The sequence below is a fragment of the Rhodospirillaceae bacterium genome (assembly GCA_018660465.1).
Classification (GTDB): domain Bacteria; phylum Pseudomonadota; class Alphaproteobacteria; order Rhodospirillales; family JABJKH01; genus JABJKH01.
The window spans coordinates 51,771-67,375 of record JABJKH010000008.1 but is presented as its reverse complement, the minus strand read 5'-3'; the positions used below and the strand labels follow the sequence as shown (position 1 = coordinate 67,375).

Annotated in this window: 13 protein-coding genes; 11 read left to right on the top strand and 2 right to left on the bottom strand. The window is 51.2% G+C overall.

The window, feature by feature from the left end:
- The first annotated feature begins 34 nt into the window (after positions 1 to 34).
- From fliM to speD, 7 genes are all read left to right on the top strand, one after another.
- Positions 35 to 1,186, top strand: a complete 1,152-nt coding sequence (gene fliM / locus HOM51_01635) for a flagellar motor switch protein FliM (GenBank protein ID MBT5033197.1) — start codon at positions 35 to 37, stop codon at positions 1,184 to 1,186.
- A 17-nt stretch (positions 1,187 to 1,203) separates the two neighbouring features.
- Positions 1,204 to 1,677: a hypothetical protein gene (locus tag HOM51_01630; protein MBT5033196.1), complete on the top strand. Its 474-nt coding sequence runs from the start codon at positions 1,204 to 1,206 to the stop codon at positions 1,675 to 1,677.
- Between the two features lie 19 nt (positions 1,678 to 1,696).
- Positions 1,697 to 2,461, top strand: coding sequence for a hypothetical protein (locus HOM51_01625; protein ID MBT5033195.1), 765 nt, complete (start codon positions 1,697 to 1,699; stop codon positions 2,459 to 2,461).
- A 34-nt stretch (positions 2,462 to 2,495) separates the two neighbouring features.
- Positions 2,496 to 3,206, top strand: a complete 711-nt coding sequence (locus HOM51_01620) for a hypothetical protein (protein ID MBT5033194.1) — start codon at positions 2,496 to 2,498, stop codon at positions 3,204 to 3,206.
- The gene (locus HOM51_01615; protein MBT5033193.1) at positions 3,206 to 3,958 is read left to right on the top strand and encodes an OmpA family protein; all 753 of its coding nucleotides are present in this window, start codon (positions 3,206 to 3,208) and stop codon (positions 3,956 to 3,958) included. The genes HOM51_01620 and HOM51_01615 overlap by 1 nt, the downstream gene beginning before the upstream one ends.
- The gene (locus tag HOM51_01610; GenBank protein ID MBT5033192.1) at positions 3,948 to 7,517 is read left to right on the top strand and encodes a hypothetical protein; all 3,570 of its coding nucleotides are present in this window, start codon (positions 3,948 to 3,950) and stop codon (positions 7,515 to 7,517) included. The genes HOM51_01615 and HOM51_01610 overlap by 11 nt, the downstream gene beginning before the upstream one ends.
- Before the next feature lie 79 nt (positions 7,518 to 7,596).
- A complete protein-coding gene (speD, locus tag HOM51_01605; protein MBT5033191.1) occupies positions 7,597 to 8,016 on the top strand; it encodes an adenosylmethionine decarboxylase in 420 nt (139 codons plus the stop codon).
- A 140-nt stretch (positions 8,017 to 8,156) separates the two neighbouring features.
- On the opposite strand, the gene HOM51_01600 is transcribed toward speD, so the two are convergent.
- Positions 8,157 to 8,666: a hypothetical protein gene (locus HOM51_01600; GenBank protein ID MBT5033190.1), complete on the bottom strand. Its 510-nt coding sequence runs from the start codon at positions 8,664 to 8,666 to the stop codon at positions 8,157 to 8,159.
- 282 nt (positions 8,667 to 8,948) lie between these two features.
- Here HOM51_01600 and speE point away from each other — a divergent pair, with 282 nt between their 5' ends.
- A complete protein-coding gene (gene speE / locus HOM51_01595) occupies positions 8,949 to 9,815 on the top strand; it encodes a polyamine aminopropyltransferase (protein MBT5033189.1) in 867 nt (288 codons plus the stop codon).
- Positions 9,816 to 9,952: 137 nt separating this feature from the next.
- On the opposite strand, the gene HOM51_01590 is transcribed toward speE, so the two are convergent.
- Positions 9,953 to 11,554, bottom strand: coding sequence for a CHAT domain-containing protein (locus tag HOM51_01590; protein ID MBT5033188.1), 1,602 nt, complete (start codon positions 11,552 to 11,554; stop codon positions 9,953 to 9,955).
- A 235-nt stretch (positions 11,555 to 11,789) separates the two neighbouring features.
- Between HOM51_01590 and HOM51_01585 the strand changes: the two genes are divergently transcribed.
- From HOM51_01585 to HOM51_01575, 3 genes are all read left to right on the top strand, one after another.
- The gene (locus HOM51_01585; GenBank protein MBT5033187.1) at positions 11,790 to 11,984 is read left to right on the top strand and encodes a hypothetical protein; all 195 of its coding nucleotides are present in this window, start codon (positions 11,790 to 11,792) and stop codon (positions 11,982 to 11,984) included.
- A 337-nt stretch (positions 11,985 to 12,321) separates the two neighbouring features.
- Positions 12,322 to 13,197 carry a hypothetical protein gene (locus tag HOM51_01580; GenBank protein ID MBT5033186.1) on the top strand — a complete coding sequence of 292 codons (876 nt, stop codon included), beginning with the start codon at positions 12,322 to 12,324 and terminating at the stop codon, positions 13,195 to 13,197.
- 167 nt (positions 13,198 to 13,364) lie between these two features.
- Positions 13,365 to 15,548 (top strand): VWA domain-containing protein, encoded by a 2,184-nt coding sequence (locus HOM51_01575; protein ID MBT5033185.1) that lies wholly within the window; start codon positions 13,365 to 13,367, stop codon positions 15,546 to 15,548.
- Positions 15,549 to 15,605: the final 57 nt, after the last annotated feature.

The window sequence follows — 15,605 nt, the reverse complement described above, 5'->3', positions numbered from 1 at the left end:
GAGCGTAGACGATGAAACATAAGAGTGTGAAACAATGACGGCTCCGGGTGATGAAGACCAAGATGCGCTAGCCGCAGAATGGGAAGCTGCCATGGGTGGCGGCGAAGGTGGTGGTGATGGCGACAGCCAGGACGACCTTGCGGCCGAATGGGAAAATGCGATGGCCGGAGGGGAGACGGCCTCGGCAGGTCCCATGGGCGCTGCTCAAGGACGCGAATCGACGCGCGTTCTCGACCAGAATGAAATTGACAGTCTGCTCGGCTTTGATGATGAAGAAGACGTCTCCGGCATAGACCGTACCGGCATTCAGGCAATCCTAAACAGTGCGATGGTATCGTACGAACGTCTGCCGATGTTGGAAGTCGTGTTTGACAGGCTGGTTCGCCTGATGTCGACATCGCTTCGAAACTTTACCTCTGATAACGTTGAAGTCTCTCTCGACAGTATCGCGTCCACGCGTTTCGGTGATTATTTGAATTCAATTCCGCTGCCCGCCATGCTCAGCGTGTTCAAGGCGGAAGAATGGGATAACCATGGCCTGGTCACGGTTGATTCATCGCTAATCTATTCCATCGTTGACGTGTTGTTGGGCGGGCGCAGAGGCACCGCAGCAATGCGGATCGAAGGTCGGCCTTATACGACGATTGAACGCAGCCTCGTTGAACGTATGGTTCATGTGATGCTGGAAGATCTCAGCGCTGCGTTCGAACCGTTGAGTCCCGTCACATTCCGCTTCGACCGTTTGGAAACCAATCCTCGGTTTGCAACCATTACACAGCCGGCGAATGCGGCGATCGTGGTCAAGCTCCGGATTGACATGGAAGACCGCGGCGGACGCTTCGAGTTACTTATGCCCTATGCGACGTTGGAGCCGGTTCGTGAACTTCTGTTGCAGCAGTTCATGGGTGAAAAATTCGGTCGTGACTCAATTTGGGAAACTCACTTGGGCGAAGAACTTTGGGTGACTGACGTGGACCTAGTTGCTGTTTTGGATGAGCAACTGATGCGTTTAAGCGAAGTCATGAATCTAAAACTAGGGTCCCAGATAATGTTCAACGCAAAACCGGATACGCCGGTTGATCTACGTTGTGGGGACGTTTCATTATATACAGGCAAAATGGGTCGCAAAGGTGATAGAATGGCCGTGCGTATCTCCGAACGCCATATCGAAGAATTGAAGGACTAGCCGTGCCCATATCCTTAATGCTCGATTTGTTGCTTGCTGTCCTGTTGGTCATCACCATCGGCTATGCAATGTCTCTTAATAAGCGGTTGGGAATGCTCCGCCAGGATAAAGAAGACTTGGAAAAGTTGGCATCAACCTTTGCAAATGCGACGCTTCGGGCTGAAGAAGGTGTTGGGAAGCTGAAAAACACAGCCGAGCAATTGCAACAGCGTGTCGATAAGGCGCAGTCGCTAAGAGACGACTTGGTCTTTTTAATTGATCGTGGCGGGTCTGCTGCAGATCGATTGGAAGATACAGTCCGAACAGCGCGTAAGCACGGCGATATCTCGCCTCGGCCACAGACAGATAACCCCGCAAAGCCAGAGGAAAATACGGGGGCTCAATCGGTGAAGGAAGGCTCTCAACCAACTCAGGACAATTCGTCTGAGGCGGATGATACTCGAGCCGAAGCCGAGCGGGAACTTTTAAAAGCCTTGCAAGCAGCACGTTGATTAGCGTCTTGAGGATGTCATGACGAACTTAATTTCAAAAATTCGCTTTTTGCCAATTACGATATTTGCCGCCGTTTTAATGTTAACGGTTAAAATCGGCAACATCTGGGAAGGCGTGGACGTGATGATGAACGGGAGCATCTCTGTTTCCGATGCTGTCGCCCAGGAAAAGCCAAAAGAGAAACCCCAACCAAAACAACCGGCAGCGGCTGCCAAACCCGCAACAGCAAAACCATCAACGATTCAATTGGAAGAAGGCAGCCAACCTGCACCAGGGAGTTCTGGTGGTGATGATGGAAGAATGGCGGGTGACCCGAGCCAAGCGGGCCTACTTTCCAAAGACCCGACGTTGCTGACTCAGGCAGAAATTGACCTGCTGCAAAAACTTGCCGAAAGGCGCGATGTTTTAGATGGGCGCGCGAAAGAATTAGATATGCGGGTTGCTTTAATGAAGGCAGCTGAAACTCGGATCGACAAGAAAATCCGCGAATTGAAAGCAATTGAGAGGACCATCGAGAACCTGCTCGCTGCGCACGATCAAGAGCAGCAAAAGAAAACCGACAAGATGGTCAAGATTTATCAGAATATGAAGCCGAAAGATGCCGCACGCATTTTTCAGGAATTAGAAATCAATACGTTGATGCTCGTGGTTGAGAAAATGAGTGAGCGTAAACTGGCACCAATCATGGCCAAAATGAATCCCAAAAAGGCCACAGAAATTACCGTAGAGCTTTCGCGTTTGCGCCAACTGCCGAGCCCTGGTGACGAGGATGGTGGCGGTTGATGCGCCGCTTGGGGGTGTCGTGGGGAGTGGCGTTATGTCCGAATTAGAATACACAGGGCACGTCGAAGCGGGGGGGCACAGTCGCAGTACGCTGTTTCTCTTCCTGGCCTTATACCTGCTCGTCCTCGCATTTTTTATCATGCTGGTCAGCATTTCGACTTTGGAAGATGTTAAATCGAAGCTGGCAATGCAAAGCCTGACGGCGGTGTTTAGTACCGTCCTGCCCAGCAATGAAGAGATCGCCACATCGTCTGAAGATAGCGGCATAGAAGCGGGCCAGGCATTCCAAGAAGAAATCACCGGCATGTTCGCAACCTCATTACAGGTTGCGAAGGTCGAATCGGTTCAACCCGGTCGGGTGATGCTGATTAAAGTCCCGACCGATGTTTTATTCGTGCCTGGGCAGTCTAAGCTCAAACCTGTGCAGGAAGACTTGATGGAACGACTCGTCAGTGCCTTGGCGGGGCGGCCTGAAGGCACTCACCATGATCTGGAATTTGTCCTTGGTGCCAGGATGGACAAAGATGGAAACTTCCCGCTTGGTCGGACGCTTGAGGTTGAACGCGCAGACGTTTTTGCGCGCGAGATGCTGCGACGTGGCGCGCCCCCCGATGCCGTTGCCGTCGGTGTGGAACCAGGCGATGTAGATGTGGTAAAATTCTGGTTCTTCACACGAAGCCAGGAGGACCTGACGATCAATTTTAAAGAACGTCAAAATCCCACTGCTAAAGGAGATACACCGTAATGTCCGTATCTCAGTTACATAATCCCGGGGCAAATCGTGGGGCAAATATCGGCGATATCAAGCCCCAGCATCGAAGTTTCGCCTGGATGGTGATCTTCACCGACTTGGTCGCGCTGATGCTGACATTCTTCGTGCTGCTGTTTTCAATGTCGAACGTAACGGTCGACAAATGGAAATCGATTACCGACGCCCTCTCACAGAGCCTGCGACCAAACAGTACTCAGACGGAAGCCAAAGCCACGGCGCAATTCAATATCTCTGGAATTTTTCGCAAACAGGCGATCAATCTCGATTACCTAACATCGGTTTTGACGGAAGCGGTCAGTAAAGATGCATTCCTTGCACAAGCGCAGTTGATCCGACTTGAAGACCGGATGATCATTTCCATTCCTGGTGACTTGTTATTTTCTGGCGGTCTGGCAAATTTGACCGAAAGTGCCAAGCAGGCGATCTCTAATTTAGGCGGCGCACTTCGCCACATCGGCAATAAAGTTATCGTCAATGGGCATTCCGAACCGGGGAAGGTTACAGGCGGTACCTATGCCTCTAAATGGGAGCTGTCACTGGCGCGTGCGGTGTCGGTGGCAAATACGCTCCGTCAATCGGGCTACACCGAAAATTTGAGCGCCTTCGGCTATGCGGATGGGCGATTTAGCTACTTGCCGGATTTACCTGATCAGGAAAGACGCGCCTTGGGGCGTCGGGTGGATATTGTCGTCATGCCGACAATAGGGAGGACAGATGAAGAATAGGTATTTTCATCAGGTTCTGACCTATCAGGTTCCGGCCTATCGGGTTCTGACCTATCGGATTCTGGCCCGTCGGGTTCTGGGGATTGCGCTGACAGCGATAGTTTTGCTGTCGGCCGGTGCGGGCGTTCACGCCGACCAAGTGCCGGTTAAGTCTGCACCCCATCAAGGTTATGGGCGATTGGTCTTTAATTGGCCCGCGCCCGTACAATATTCGGCAAGAATTTCCGGCAATCGCCTGGTCATTCAATTTGGCCGCCCAATTGTTGCCAATTACAGCAGGGCCATCGGTGCACTAAAAAAATACATCGGCGGTGTTCAGCCGGGACCGGACGAGCGCACGGTCACTTTTGCGCTCACGAGAAAGTTTGGCTTGCGTAGTTTTGATTCTGGCACAGCTGTAGTTGTCGACCTAATTGACGAAGCGCCAAAAGCAACCGAGGCTGCAAAGCCACAACCGACACCCAAAAAGGCTAAGAAAAGCGCCTCCGCGACCTCGTCTGCGCCACCTTCAGTATCCCCGTCTTCGTCGGGTGGTTTGTCGATTAAGGTCCGCAAGGGTCAGCATGCCAAATATAGCCGTGTGGTTTTCGATTGGCCGCGCAAGGTGAAATATACGTTCACGCAAAGTGGCGATACAGCAACCATAGCGTTCCAAAGCCCGGCCCAAATTAATTTGGGATCGGTTGGTCGTCGGCCACCGAAGTTTGTAAAAAGCATCCGCACTGGTGCTGGAAATAAGGGCCCCGTCGTCACCTTAAAAGTCCCCGAAACATCAAAGGTTCGCCATTTTCTAGCCGGGTCTAAGGTGGTCGTCGATGTGATGGCACCAGGGACCCGGACGGCTGATTCTAAATCGCCCGTCAAAACGGCGAAGGCTTTACCTGCTAAGAAGCCTACCGCAAAGCCAGCCGCTAAACCGGTGACGAAACCAAAGAAAAAAATAACAAAGAAACCAGCTCAGCTTGCAGCGGCACCAAAAAATGCACCGAAGCAGCCGCCTGCAAAAGCAGCGACCAAAAAATCAGGTCCACCCAAACCTGGGAAGCCCATGGCCTTGACGCCCGGTAAAGGTATTAAAATTACCGAAGGCGGAAAACGTGGAAAAACGGCACCGCCGCCGGCACCTACTCCCGCCAAACCAGCAAGTTCAACAACGGCTAAAAAGAACCCGCCAAAGGCCCTCACCCCAGCCGAGCAAATGAAACTTGCCGCCGGTACCGTATCGCTTCGAGTGGATTGGGAAGAGCCAGTTGCGGCGGCTGTGTTCCCGCGGGCAGGGGCGCTTTGGATCGTATTTGACCGCAAGGCCCAGGGATTAAATTTAGATGCCCTCCGCGCCGCAGGGGGTAATGCAATCCGCAGCATCGACCTTATCCCGTCACAAAACGGAACCGTTCTGCGCTTGGTCGCAGTTTCAGGCATAAATCCGACCCTCAAACGCGATGGGTTTGCTTGGATTTTTGATTTCAAGAAGCAAAGCCTGCAAGTTAACAAAGCCATCGATGCAAAGGCTCAGCCAAACTCCCCCATCGGCGCCCGCATTTTTATGCCTGTTCAAGAACCAGGCGACCCAGTTGTCGTTACGGACCCAGAGGTCGGTGACAGCCTGGTTGTGGTGCCTGTCGTACCTTTGGGGAACGGCGTGGTTAAACGATATATGTATCCGCAGCTTCAACTGCTTCCGTCCAGCCAAGGGGTGGTCGTGCGGCCTTGGGCAGACAACATTCGGGTTCGTTCGCTCCGCCAAGGGGTAGAAATCAGCAGCCCCGGAAAACTGCTCATTTCTAAAGTTTCCAAAGCCGCTGCAGCGGGCTCTAAAAGTGGTGGTCTTCGATCTTTGACGCGATTGTTGGATTTTAAGAAATGGCGGAACGTGAAGGTTAAATCTTTCACCCGAGACAGACGAAAACTGCAATACACGATCACGCGCAAGAAAGGTCTTAAGAAGGAAGACGCTCGGTTGGATTTGGCGCGTTTCTATATGGCCAATGGGTTCGGAGCCGAAGTCATTGGCATGATGCGAGTGATCGAGAAAGACAGACCTGCAGCAACGAAAGACCCAGAATTCATGCTGATGCGCGGAATTGGGAATTATATGCTGGGTCGATTTACTGAAGCGCAGGCCGATGTGAATCACAAAAGTATTGATGAATATGACGAAGGAAAGTTCTGGCGCTCAGCGGTTAGCGGAACGATGGGGGATAGAAAACAGGCATCGCTTAACCTGCGTCGATTAGCGGGAATTACCCGGCCCTACCCAGTAGAATTAAAGTACCCCCTGAGTCTTCTCATTGCCGAAGCTGCGATCGATGTCGGCGATATTCGTATTTCCAAGCGGTTTATGGACGTTGTCGAAGCCGAGGAAAATCTCAAGCCCGGCATCAAGGGGCAACTCAGTTTTACCAAGGGCCGGTTCATGGAATTGTCCGGGGATTTTGAAAACGCAGTGGCTGAATGGGAAACCGCGATGAAAGGCCCGCATCGGCCGACCCGTGCCCGTGCTGCTGTTGCACGCGCCGAACTATTGCTGAAGCTTAAGAATATTTCCCGCGGTGAAACCATCGATGAATTGGAAAAGCTCCGCTTTGCCTGGCGGGGGGATGAATTCGAATTCAACCTGCTGCGCCGGTTGGGACGGCTTTATATGGAAGACGGCAATTTCCGAAACGGGTTGCGGACGCTGAAGCAAGCAGCGACTCATTTCCGGGAAATCAATAAAGCCAAGGAAGTCACCCAGGAAATGACCGATGCTTTCGCCGAATTATATTTAAACAGTGCCGCCGACTCTCTGCCGCCGGTCACTGCAATTGCGCTGTTCGACGAGTTTAAGGAACTGACACCCGTCGGTGCTCAAGGCGATGAAATGATCCGCAAGTTGGCGGACCGCATGGTTAATGTGGATCTATTACCGGAAGGGGCAAAACTACTAGAAGACCAGATCAAATTCCGGCTTAAAGGCGAGGAGAAGGCGCGTGTCGGCGCTCGACTTTCCGTTATTAATTTGATGGACCGGCGATATGCCAAGGCCCGAAATGTGCTGTCTTCAACCGATGAGCCAAATATATCAAAAGAATTAGCCGAAGAACGCCGCCACCTTCGGGCGCGGGCGCTGATGGGGATGAAGCTTGATACGGCGGCCTTGCAACTGCTGAAAAAAGACAAAAGCATCAACGCCAATTTACTCCGCATCGAAATTTTTTGGACTGGGAAAGACTGGGCCAACGCATCGCAGGTCCTGCGCCGATTGTTGCGCCAGCTTAAGGCCAAGCCAGATGAACCACTGACTGACGAACAGGGGCGCTATGTTTTGAATCTGGCAATTTCGATGACCCTAAGCGGCAATGAGCGCGCCACCAGCCGCATCCGTCGTGATTTTGGTCCGGCGATGAATGTGACGTCCTACGGCGATGCCTTCCGCCTGATTGCTACTCCGCAAACAGGCGCCTTGATCGACTATCGGACCATCGCTGGAAAGGTGAAGGACGCGGAAAAATTCACCACCTTCATGGCAGCCTATAAAGAACGTTTGAAGCAGGGCAATCTAAGCGGAATTAATTAGTCCCAAAGTCGCCAATTCGCTTGCCACCCCCCGCCTATATCCCCTAAATCTCGTATCCTGATTTAGGAGTGTGTGGCAGATGGCCCGGATCAATACCCAATTGCCCCAAAATACAGCAAGAATAGTAAGCGATGACTATTTCGTTGAGCAAGACGGCCTGACCTTTGCAGGCTCTCACCTGTTGCTCGACCTATGGGGTGCCAACAACCTTGAGGACCCGGATCAGATCGAACAAGTCCTCTCTGCTGCGGCAGAAGCAGCAGGCGCAACAGTACTGCATGCCCACATCCACCGCTTCGAAAGCGGCGGCGGCGTCTCCGGCGTCGTCGTGCTCGCAGAATCCCACATCAGCATCCACACCTGGCCAGAACGAAATTTCGCCGCCATCGACATCTTCATGTGCGGCGCGTGTGATCCCTACAATTCCATCCCCAAAATCCGCGATTTTTTTTCTCCTGATAAACTGAATGTGTCGGAGCAGAAGAGAGGGGTGAGGTAGGGGGAGTTGAAGCTTCAGTATTATGAAGCAACTTCACCCGCCCTCTTCATCTTGAGGCAGCGCGACTCGAAGCCTGATCGGGTAGATGAGATATACCTGCAACCCAAATTTTATTGGGACTAAGGAATCAAAATTGTCATTTAATATTTCAGTTTATATTCTTGAGCGAATTTCCGATAATCCAAATTATATTTAAAAGGTCCGATTTCCTTTCCGCTCCAGGTCTTGAACTTCAGATAAAATTCATTTGATGACCAGACATCGTCACCTTCGACTTGTACAGCATCAGTCATATAGCTCGATCTTTTGTAACTTTCTCCAGTATGAGAAATATAGAGATCGGTCAGTTCGTTCCATATGGTTGCCACTCGCGGTGACCATTGGAGAGAAACCGTCCAAATAGACCGCCCTATTACTCTTTCATAGAGGAACAGGCGAACGCGGAAATCTTCTCGAGTCAAATCCGTAACCTTGACTTTAATTTCCTCACTCCGGCTCGGAACTGGAAACAGAGGGGAGGCGATAACAAACGCAAATAAGCCAAAAAGCGCATATTTGAAAGCTGTGTTGAACAGGTGGGAACGTCTCTTGGCACCTCCATTCAATTTCCAGAAATATAAGGGGCTAAGGTCTCTATTCGCATCCTTCATGTCAATTCTCCTAAGCCATCTAAAAATATCGCCGGATCCAAAGTTCTCTCCGGGGTCGGCACGCGTTTGTTATTTTACAAAAATAGCACGGGATCAGGTTCTCTAATCGTAAGTGCGGGGTCAAGTCTTGCCTTTTGCACTTGGGAGTTTAACAAATCCTTCGCATCGCTTTAGCAAGGAGAAGGCAAGAAATACCCTCTAGAGAATGGGCTCTCCCCCCTATTCTTTTGCCAATCAGAAAGCTCTAACATATTGTGCCCACATGTTGGAGGTATCCCCCTAATGGACTGGTTTGATGAGGATTTGCATCTGAGTCGGCTGAACCATGGTTATGCTCAGCGCTTTGAAATGAGCCGGGTTGTTCATCGAGACCGGTCTGAGTTTCAAGATTTGGTTATTTTTGATAATCCTCGGTTTGGGCGGGTTTTGGCGCTTGATGGGGTTATTCAGACGACCGAGAAGGATGAGGCCTGCTATCATGAGATGCTGGCTCATGTGCCGCTGTTTGCGCATGGAAGTGCCAGTCGTGTTTTGATTGTTGGCGGCGGTGACGGTGGGGTGTTGCGGGAGGTATTGCATCATAAGGGAGTTAAATCTGTGACCCTTGTGGAGTTAGATCGCAGCGTGATCGATGCCTGCCTTGAACACATGCCGATGTTGAGCGCAGGCGCGTTTGATGATGCGCGGACTGACGTGGTGATTGCCGACGGAGTGACGTACATGGCCGAGAGCCCTGCACAATCCTTCGATGTGATCCTTGTCGATTCAACCGATCCGATAGGTCCTGGCGAAGTTCTCTTCACCGAGGCATTTTATGCGGATTGTAAACGCTGTCTTGCGCCGGGTGGGATTTTGGTGACTCAGAACGGTGTGCCGTTTTTCCAACCTGATGAGGTGACGACGACGTACCAGCGATTAACGCCCCTGTTCGCGGATGTGTCGTTTTATCTCACGGTCGTGCCGAGTTATGTCGGCGGCTTCATGGTATTAGGATGGGCGACGGACGACGCTAATTTGCAAGAGGTATTAGTTCAGGATTTGCAGGCTCGGGTTGAGGTGGCTGGGTTCTCTTCTGACTACTATTCCCCAGAGGTACATAAGGCGGCGTTTGAGCTGCCGCCGTTTGTTGGGAAGTTGATGCGGGGGTAAGGGCTTTGCTCAGCGTCCTTCGAGACGCCGCTGACGCAGCTCTTCAGGATGAGGTGATTTTTTGAAATTAAATAAAAACCTCATCCTGAGGAGGGCGAGAATCGCGCGTCTCGAAGGACCCTGAGTTAAGCTCCCCCTCACGGAATTTCCACCGGCTTCACGGCCTTGCCGAACTTTCTCTCCAGGGTCGCAATCAGATGTCTGATGCCGCCAGAGTTTAACGCAGGCTTGAAGTCAGCGCGTTGGGTGACCAGTAGGCTAAGGTCTGAAACCAGGACATCGATGATTTTATAACCGAAGAAGCTGTCGGGTCTGATGCGGACGCGAAAGGCAACGTGGAGGGGATCCTCATTGTTTTGAGTTAGACGGACGGTGACGAGGGTGTCTTTGCCGTAGGCGCGAATTTTCTCGACCACGTATTCACCTGACCAGCGTTCGCCCGAGGTAAAATCATAGCCCGAGAGGAAGAGTTCCTTATAGGTTGCGTAGAAATCCTCCCATTCCTTTGGCGAGGCCCTGTCGTAGTGGTCCTGAAGCACGAAGCGGGCCATCGGTTTGAAATCGACAACTTCGCCTAAAAGCCCGCGGAATTTTTCGATCCTGCGTCCAAAGGGAATTTTGTCGTTATCCATGACAAGATTGGCACTTTCGGCCAATTCTTCGATCATCTTGCGGCCCCGGATCAGGGCTTCGGCGGCCAGTTGTTGTTGGCTTTTAATTCTGGTGGTGCCTTGTTGGGTAGGCGAGGTGCCATCGACCTTGTGTGCGCGTAATAATTTAGCGCGGTTTCTAGCCAACACGGTGAAGGCACCCTCACTGCCGTAGCGATCCAAGTAGGAGTCAAAATCATTGGGGTCCTTGCTGGCCTGGATTGATTGCCAATAGGCGATTTCTTCGCTGGTGTTTGAGGTGTCGGTCGGCAATAGGGAAGCTGTGGGCGGCACAATCGTTCCAGCAGACCCCGGCACGAAATAAAAATCGCCGGTTAAGGAGGAGGACTCCCAAGGGGTTTGTTCATCCTTGGTGGCGAAGCGGACCGCGACCCGAACTTTTTTAAACATCTGTTCAACAGCGAGACCTGGTTTCACCATGGCCGATGCCAACGCCTTGGTGTAAGGACTGTTTTCTTCAGTGCCATCCGCTGCCACGTCTCCCGGTGCGGTCGAATACGAAATCAAGGTCCCACTGGGCGCATCCATGCGCGCCAATCCTTTGGTCGCGGAGCGAAAACTGCGCGGGAAGGGGTTGTTGCGGCACGCGTCCAATATGACAAAGTTAAGCTCGTTGCCGGCGAACTCCATCGCTTCCAGAACGTTAGACGCGTCGAGCGCTTCGTCATCGACTTCGTATTCTTTTTTTACATCCGCATTGACCGGAAGGAGGTAGTTCTTACCCCGGACCTGCACGCCATGGCCGGCGTAATAAAACACGCCGACTGCTTTCTTCCCGGCTTTTTGCAGGCGGTCTTCGAAGGCGGCAACCGCACGTTTCATCTGGCGGCGAGTGATGTCGATATGTTCAGCTACATCAAAGCCGAGGGATTTTAGGGTCGATGAAATCAATCGCGCATCGTTGCTGGAATTAGGCAGGGGGGCCGTCTTGTACGCGCTATTGCCAATCACCAAGGCGATCCGTGGTCGGTCCGATGGCACGCCCTTGTTGGCGATACCAGCTTCTGCGCCCGTCGACCAAGCGGCGGCTAAACACACAATAAGAATTGATCTCGCTAACGGAAACACGGACACCCCCCGAGATGCGTTTTCACGTGAGGAAATAATGCTGAGAATGTTCGACTCTTGCAAGTGGTGGGAAAGACTCTTTTAACCGTCTCTATAAAGCCAATGTTAATGACTCACCCCTATAATCCACTTAATCGCCTCTCAACAAATGAGGGGCGGCGTCCGGTCAGAAGAGTCGGCACGTTCGGGGGAAACAACAGAAACGTTGTAACCTATAACCCTTGGAGAAGTTCTAATGATGGAAGATAAAACAAAAAACGAACCTGGTCCTGTTTATCAAAGTGTCCGAGATATTTACACGCGTTTGAACATGAATTTTGAATACGGCAAAGACCGCCGTAAAATCCAGACGAAGTGGGCTGGCCCGGAAAGGCGGATGGACGCCGACTGGCGCTTTGCCGCAATCCGGCGGAGCAGTTTCGACCAGTAAGAGTGAATCCTATTAGTGTCCTTTGAGACGCCGCTTTTATATTTGTGAGGACGCCCCACACCCCGGGCGCGGCTCCTCATGATGAAGTTTAATCTAATTTGTAAATTTTCTTCATCCTGAGGAGCGACGAAGCCGTGTCTCGAAGGATGTGGCGTTAGTCGCCTAGCCACCGCTAAACTTCCAATCCTTCCAACCCTTCCAACCGCCTCTCAAATATACAATTAGAAAACTCACGGCTTTTGACCGTAAATTAAATTATTGTTACGGTGCACCTGAAACTTCGGAAGTGTGTGAGGGCGTTGTGTTAAAGCATACCTTAAATCTTCTAGAGAATACGGTGATAAAAAGAAACGTACTAACGCTTTCCTTTCTTTTTTTGCTGTGTTTGCCGTCTGTTTTGCAGGCAGAAATTGTTATTAAAACAAATGCCCGACCAGATGCGGCTGACTTTCGCTACCAGTATCCTGGAAAATTATTGGTTGAGGCCCTTAATCTGACGGCTGATGAATTTGGTCCCTACACCTTGCGTCCATTGAACAGCAGTTTATCGCGCAGCCGCGCTTTGGAGGAACTTTCCATCGGCGAAATTCACGTCTATAGCACGGCAACTCGGAATAATTGGGAAGAGCGCGCGATCCCCATTCGAATTCCGCTTCGCAAAGGTATTCAAGGCTATAAATTATTACTTATTAAACAGCGTAATAAATCTAAGTTTGGCAATATTAAATCGGTCGAAGATTTACAGAAATTTGTTATGGGCGGGGGTCAGCAGTGGACGTCAACCAAGGCGTTTACGAAACTTGGGTTTAACGTTGCTGGGGGGGTAAAGTACAAAAATCTATTCAAAATGTTTGAGTTTGACCGGTTTGATTTTTTTCCGCGCAGCACCAACAACATATATAAGGAACTTAAAAAGTTTGCGCCAACGATGCCAGATATGATTATCGAACCCTCGTTGGCGCTCTATTTACCCAATCCAGTTTATCTATTCGTATCTCCAAAGTTCCCATATCTGGCTGTGCGGCTCGAAAAGGGGCTGAACAAATTGATCAAAAATGGTAGATATGATGAAATATTTATGACCCACCACAAAGAAGGCATTGAACGCTCAAACTTGGAAAATCGCCGGATTATTTATCTCAACAACCCAATTCTATCCAAGGCAACCCCCTATTCACGCAAGGAGCTATGGTACAAACCAGCCCCGAATTAAACCGGCATTTTGATTGTAAACCGGAGCGATAGTGGAATAAGTCACCGCCTCTACCTTCGATACTTTAGTTGAGACCCAACTTCGGCTACTATTACGACGTATTTGTTTAGCTCCCCTTTAATACCCAGTCGATGGTACTGGGTTGACGTTAGTTCGGGAGGTGCAATATGCGACTATATTCAAGGCTACAAATTGCGATAGCACTGACTTTCGCCGTGACGTTTGCAGGGGTGCCTAGCCACGTCCGCTCGGAAACGCGGCCCCTTCAAATTTCCCAAGCCATCACGCAAGCGGACCTGTTATTTTGGCAATCTATCAAGGACAGCAAAGACCCGGCAATGTACCGGGCCTATCTAAAAAAGTTCCCAAAGGGGGTCTTTGCCGAATTGGCTAAGTTAAAAGTACAGAAACTATCGCCGGGCTTACCCGCGCCGCAGAAACAAGTTGCGCAACCCTCAAGCAAAACAAACTCAGAGCCCAAAACGGCCAAGGACGAGAAATCCGGAAAAATGATCCTCGTTCTAGATGCTTCCGGCAGCATGCGGGCGCATTTAAAGGGCCGCTCTAAAATGGCGGTGGCGCGCGACGTTTTTAAAGATGTTGTGAAGGATCTGGACCCTAGCCTCTATATCGGCCTCACCGCCTACGGGCACAGGCGCAAGGATGATTGTTCAGACATTGAGCACTTGCTTCCGGCACAAAAATTGAATCCCAAATCAATGATTTCGACGGTCAATCGTCTCAAACCTATTGGCAAGACGCCGCTAACGGAGTCTGTACGTCAGGCGGCAAAGAATCTCAAATATACCAAGCAGCCAGCGACGATCATTTTGATTAGTGATGGGCGCGAGAATTGCGGCGCAGACCCGTGCGCCGTTGCCAAAGAATTGAAAAAAGCCGGGGCAAAATTTACCGTTCATGTCATCGGCTTCGACATTAAAAAAGAAGAACGGCGTAAGCTGCAATGTATTGCTGATAACACAGGCGGAAAATACTTCGCCGCGACAGATGCGGGCGCTTTGAAGGCAGCGCTCAGGGCATCGGTTGCCGAAACCAAAACAGCGTTCGAACAGGGCACAGCGATTTTCCCAACGTTGGGAGAAACCGATGAGTACCCGAGACTGGCATTCCAATGGAAAATATCGAAGGCTGTCGAAGGCTCAGATAAGGCAGGAAACGTCGTCTACACCACAAAGGGTTCGGACCGACTGATCAACCCGAAATTACCCTCCGGTCGATATGTCGTCGAAATTTCCTATGCCAATGCAAAGGGTCGGAAGGTCATCAATTATGAGGCCAAATCCGGCAAACAGTACCACATCCCCTTGATCGCCGGTCGCCTTACCGCATGGGTTATCAAGAAGGCGGGCGGCGACGCCTATAAAGGGCCACCCTATCCTAACTGGAACATCAGCCGGGCGGGGTCGAAGAAGGTCGCGTTTTCCGATATCAACGACCGAACCACGATGATTTTGGCACCCGGCACTTATGGTCTTGGCGTTGAAGTCAGCGGCTTGAAGGTGACCGTGCCCGTCCCCATCAAGACGGGCCAATCCGATAGCATGGCGGTACTGCTGGCAACGGGTCGGGTCGTCATCACCGCGATATCGACCAAAGACGGCAGCCGCTATAAGGGACCGCCCTATCCGATTTGGCAGGTGCATGCGATCGGCACCGACGGAAAGGTTTCTGGCAAGTCGGTAAAGACGGAGATCAGTAATCAGGGTAATTTCGTGCTGGCGCCTGGGAAATACCGAATTTCCACCAAAGCTGGCGTATTGCGGGCAAAAACCGAGGTAAATGTCGTCGCGAATAAAAAAGTTAACACCACCTTGTTACTTGCAAGCGGGCAGGTTCTCTTGCGCTCCTATTTCACCAAAGGCGGGGTCCAGCACACAAGCTCGCCTTATAACAACTGGACCATTCATCCAATCGGCAAGGATGGCAAGCCGTCACAAAAGGCACTTTCGACCGACATTAGTGTCGTTGGCGATTTCCGGGTCTCACCTGGCCGGTATTTGGTGCGGGTCAAAGCAGGGGCCATGCGCGGCGCAACCGAAGTAAACGTCGCGGCCGGAAAGATTGTTAAGACCAATGTCGATCTCAAGGCGGCAAAAATTCGTATCAGTTGGGACAACAAGGCAATCACCCAATGGCGCGTATATCCGTTGGACGCAAATAAGAAACCGGCCGCGCGCTATGTCACCTATGCCTACGAGAATTCGGCAACCGTAAACCTTCCAGCCGGACAATATCTCGTGCGCGGTTCAGGCCGCGGCATCAAAAGTGAAGGCAGCCTAACCGTTACGGCAGGACAGCACGAAAGTGTAAACTTCGGAAACGCCAAATGATGGAGGGCCGGGTGTGTTATGTGCGCTTGGTATTAAAACTTTTTTAGACTCAGAGGG

What these genes read in the sequence shown, in the direction of transcription:
- speD (MBT5033191.1), top strand. Translation starts at nt 7,597, where the DNA reads ATGGCCCGGATCAATACCCAATTGCCCCAAAATACAGCAAGAATAGTA.
- fliM (MBT5033197.1), top strand. Translation starts at nt 35, where the DNA reads ATGACGGCTCCGGGTGATGAAGACCAAGATGCGCTAGCCGCAGAATGG.
- HOM51_01575 (MBT5033185.1), top strand. Translation starts at nt 13,365, where the DNA reads ATGCGACTATATTCAAGGCTACAAATTGCGATAGCACTGACTTTCGCC.
- HOM51_01630 (MBT5033196.1), top strand. Translation starts at nt 1,204, where the DNA reads ATGCTCGATTTGTTGCTTGCTGTCCTGTTGGTCATCACCATCGGCTAT.
- speE (MBT5033189.1), top strand. Translation starts at nt 8,949, where the DNA reads ATGGACTGGTTTGATGAGGATTTGCATCTGAGTCGGCTGAACCATGGT.
- HOM51_01600 (MBT5033190.1), bottom strand. Translation starts at nt 8,666, where the DNA reads ATGAAGGATGCGAATAGAGACCTTAGCCCCTTATATTTCTGGAAATTG.
- HOM51_01625 (MBT5033195.1), top strand. Translation starts at nt 1,697, where the DNA reads ATGACGAACTTAATTTCAAAAATTCGCTTTTTGCCAATTACGATATTT.
- HOM51_01620 (MBT5033194.1), top strand. Translation starts at nt 2,496, where the DNA reads ATGTCCGAATTAGAATACACAGGGCACGTCGAAGCGGGGGGGCACAGT.
- HOM51_01615 (MBT5033193.1), top strand. Translation starts at nt 3,206, where the DNA reads ATGTCCGTATCTCAGTTACATAATCCCGGGGCAAATCGTGGGGCAAAT.
- HOM51_01610 (MBT5033192.1), top strand. Translation starts at nt 3,948, where the DNA reads ATGAAGAATAGGTATTTTCATCAGGTTCTGACCTATCAGGTTCCGGCC.
- HOM51_01585 (MBT5033187.1), top strand. Translation starts at nt 11,790, where the DNA reads ATGATGGAAGATAAAACAAAAAACGAACCTGGTCCTGTTTATCAAAGT.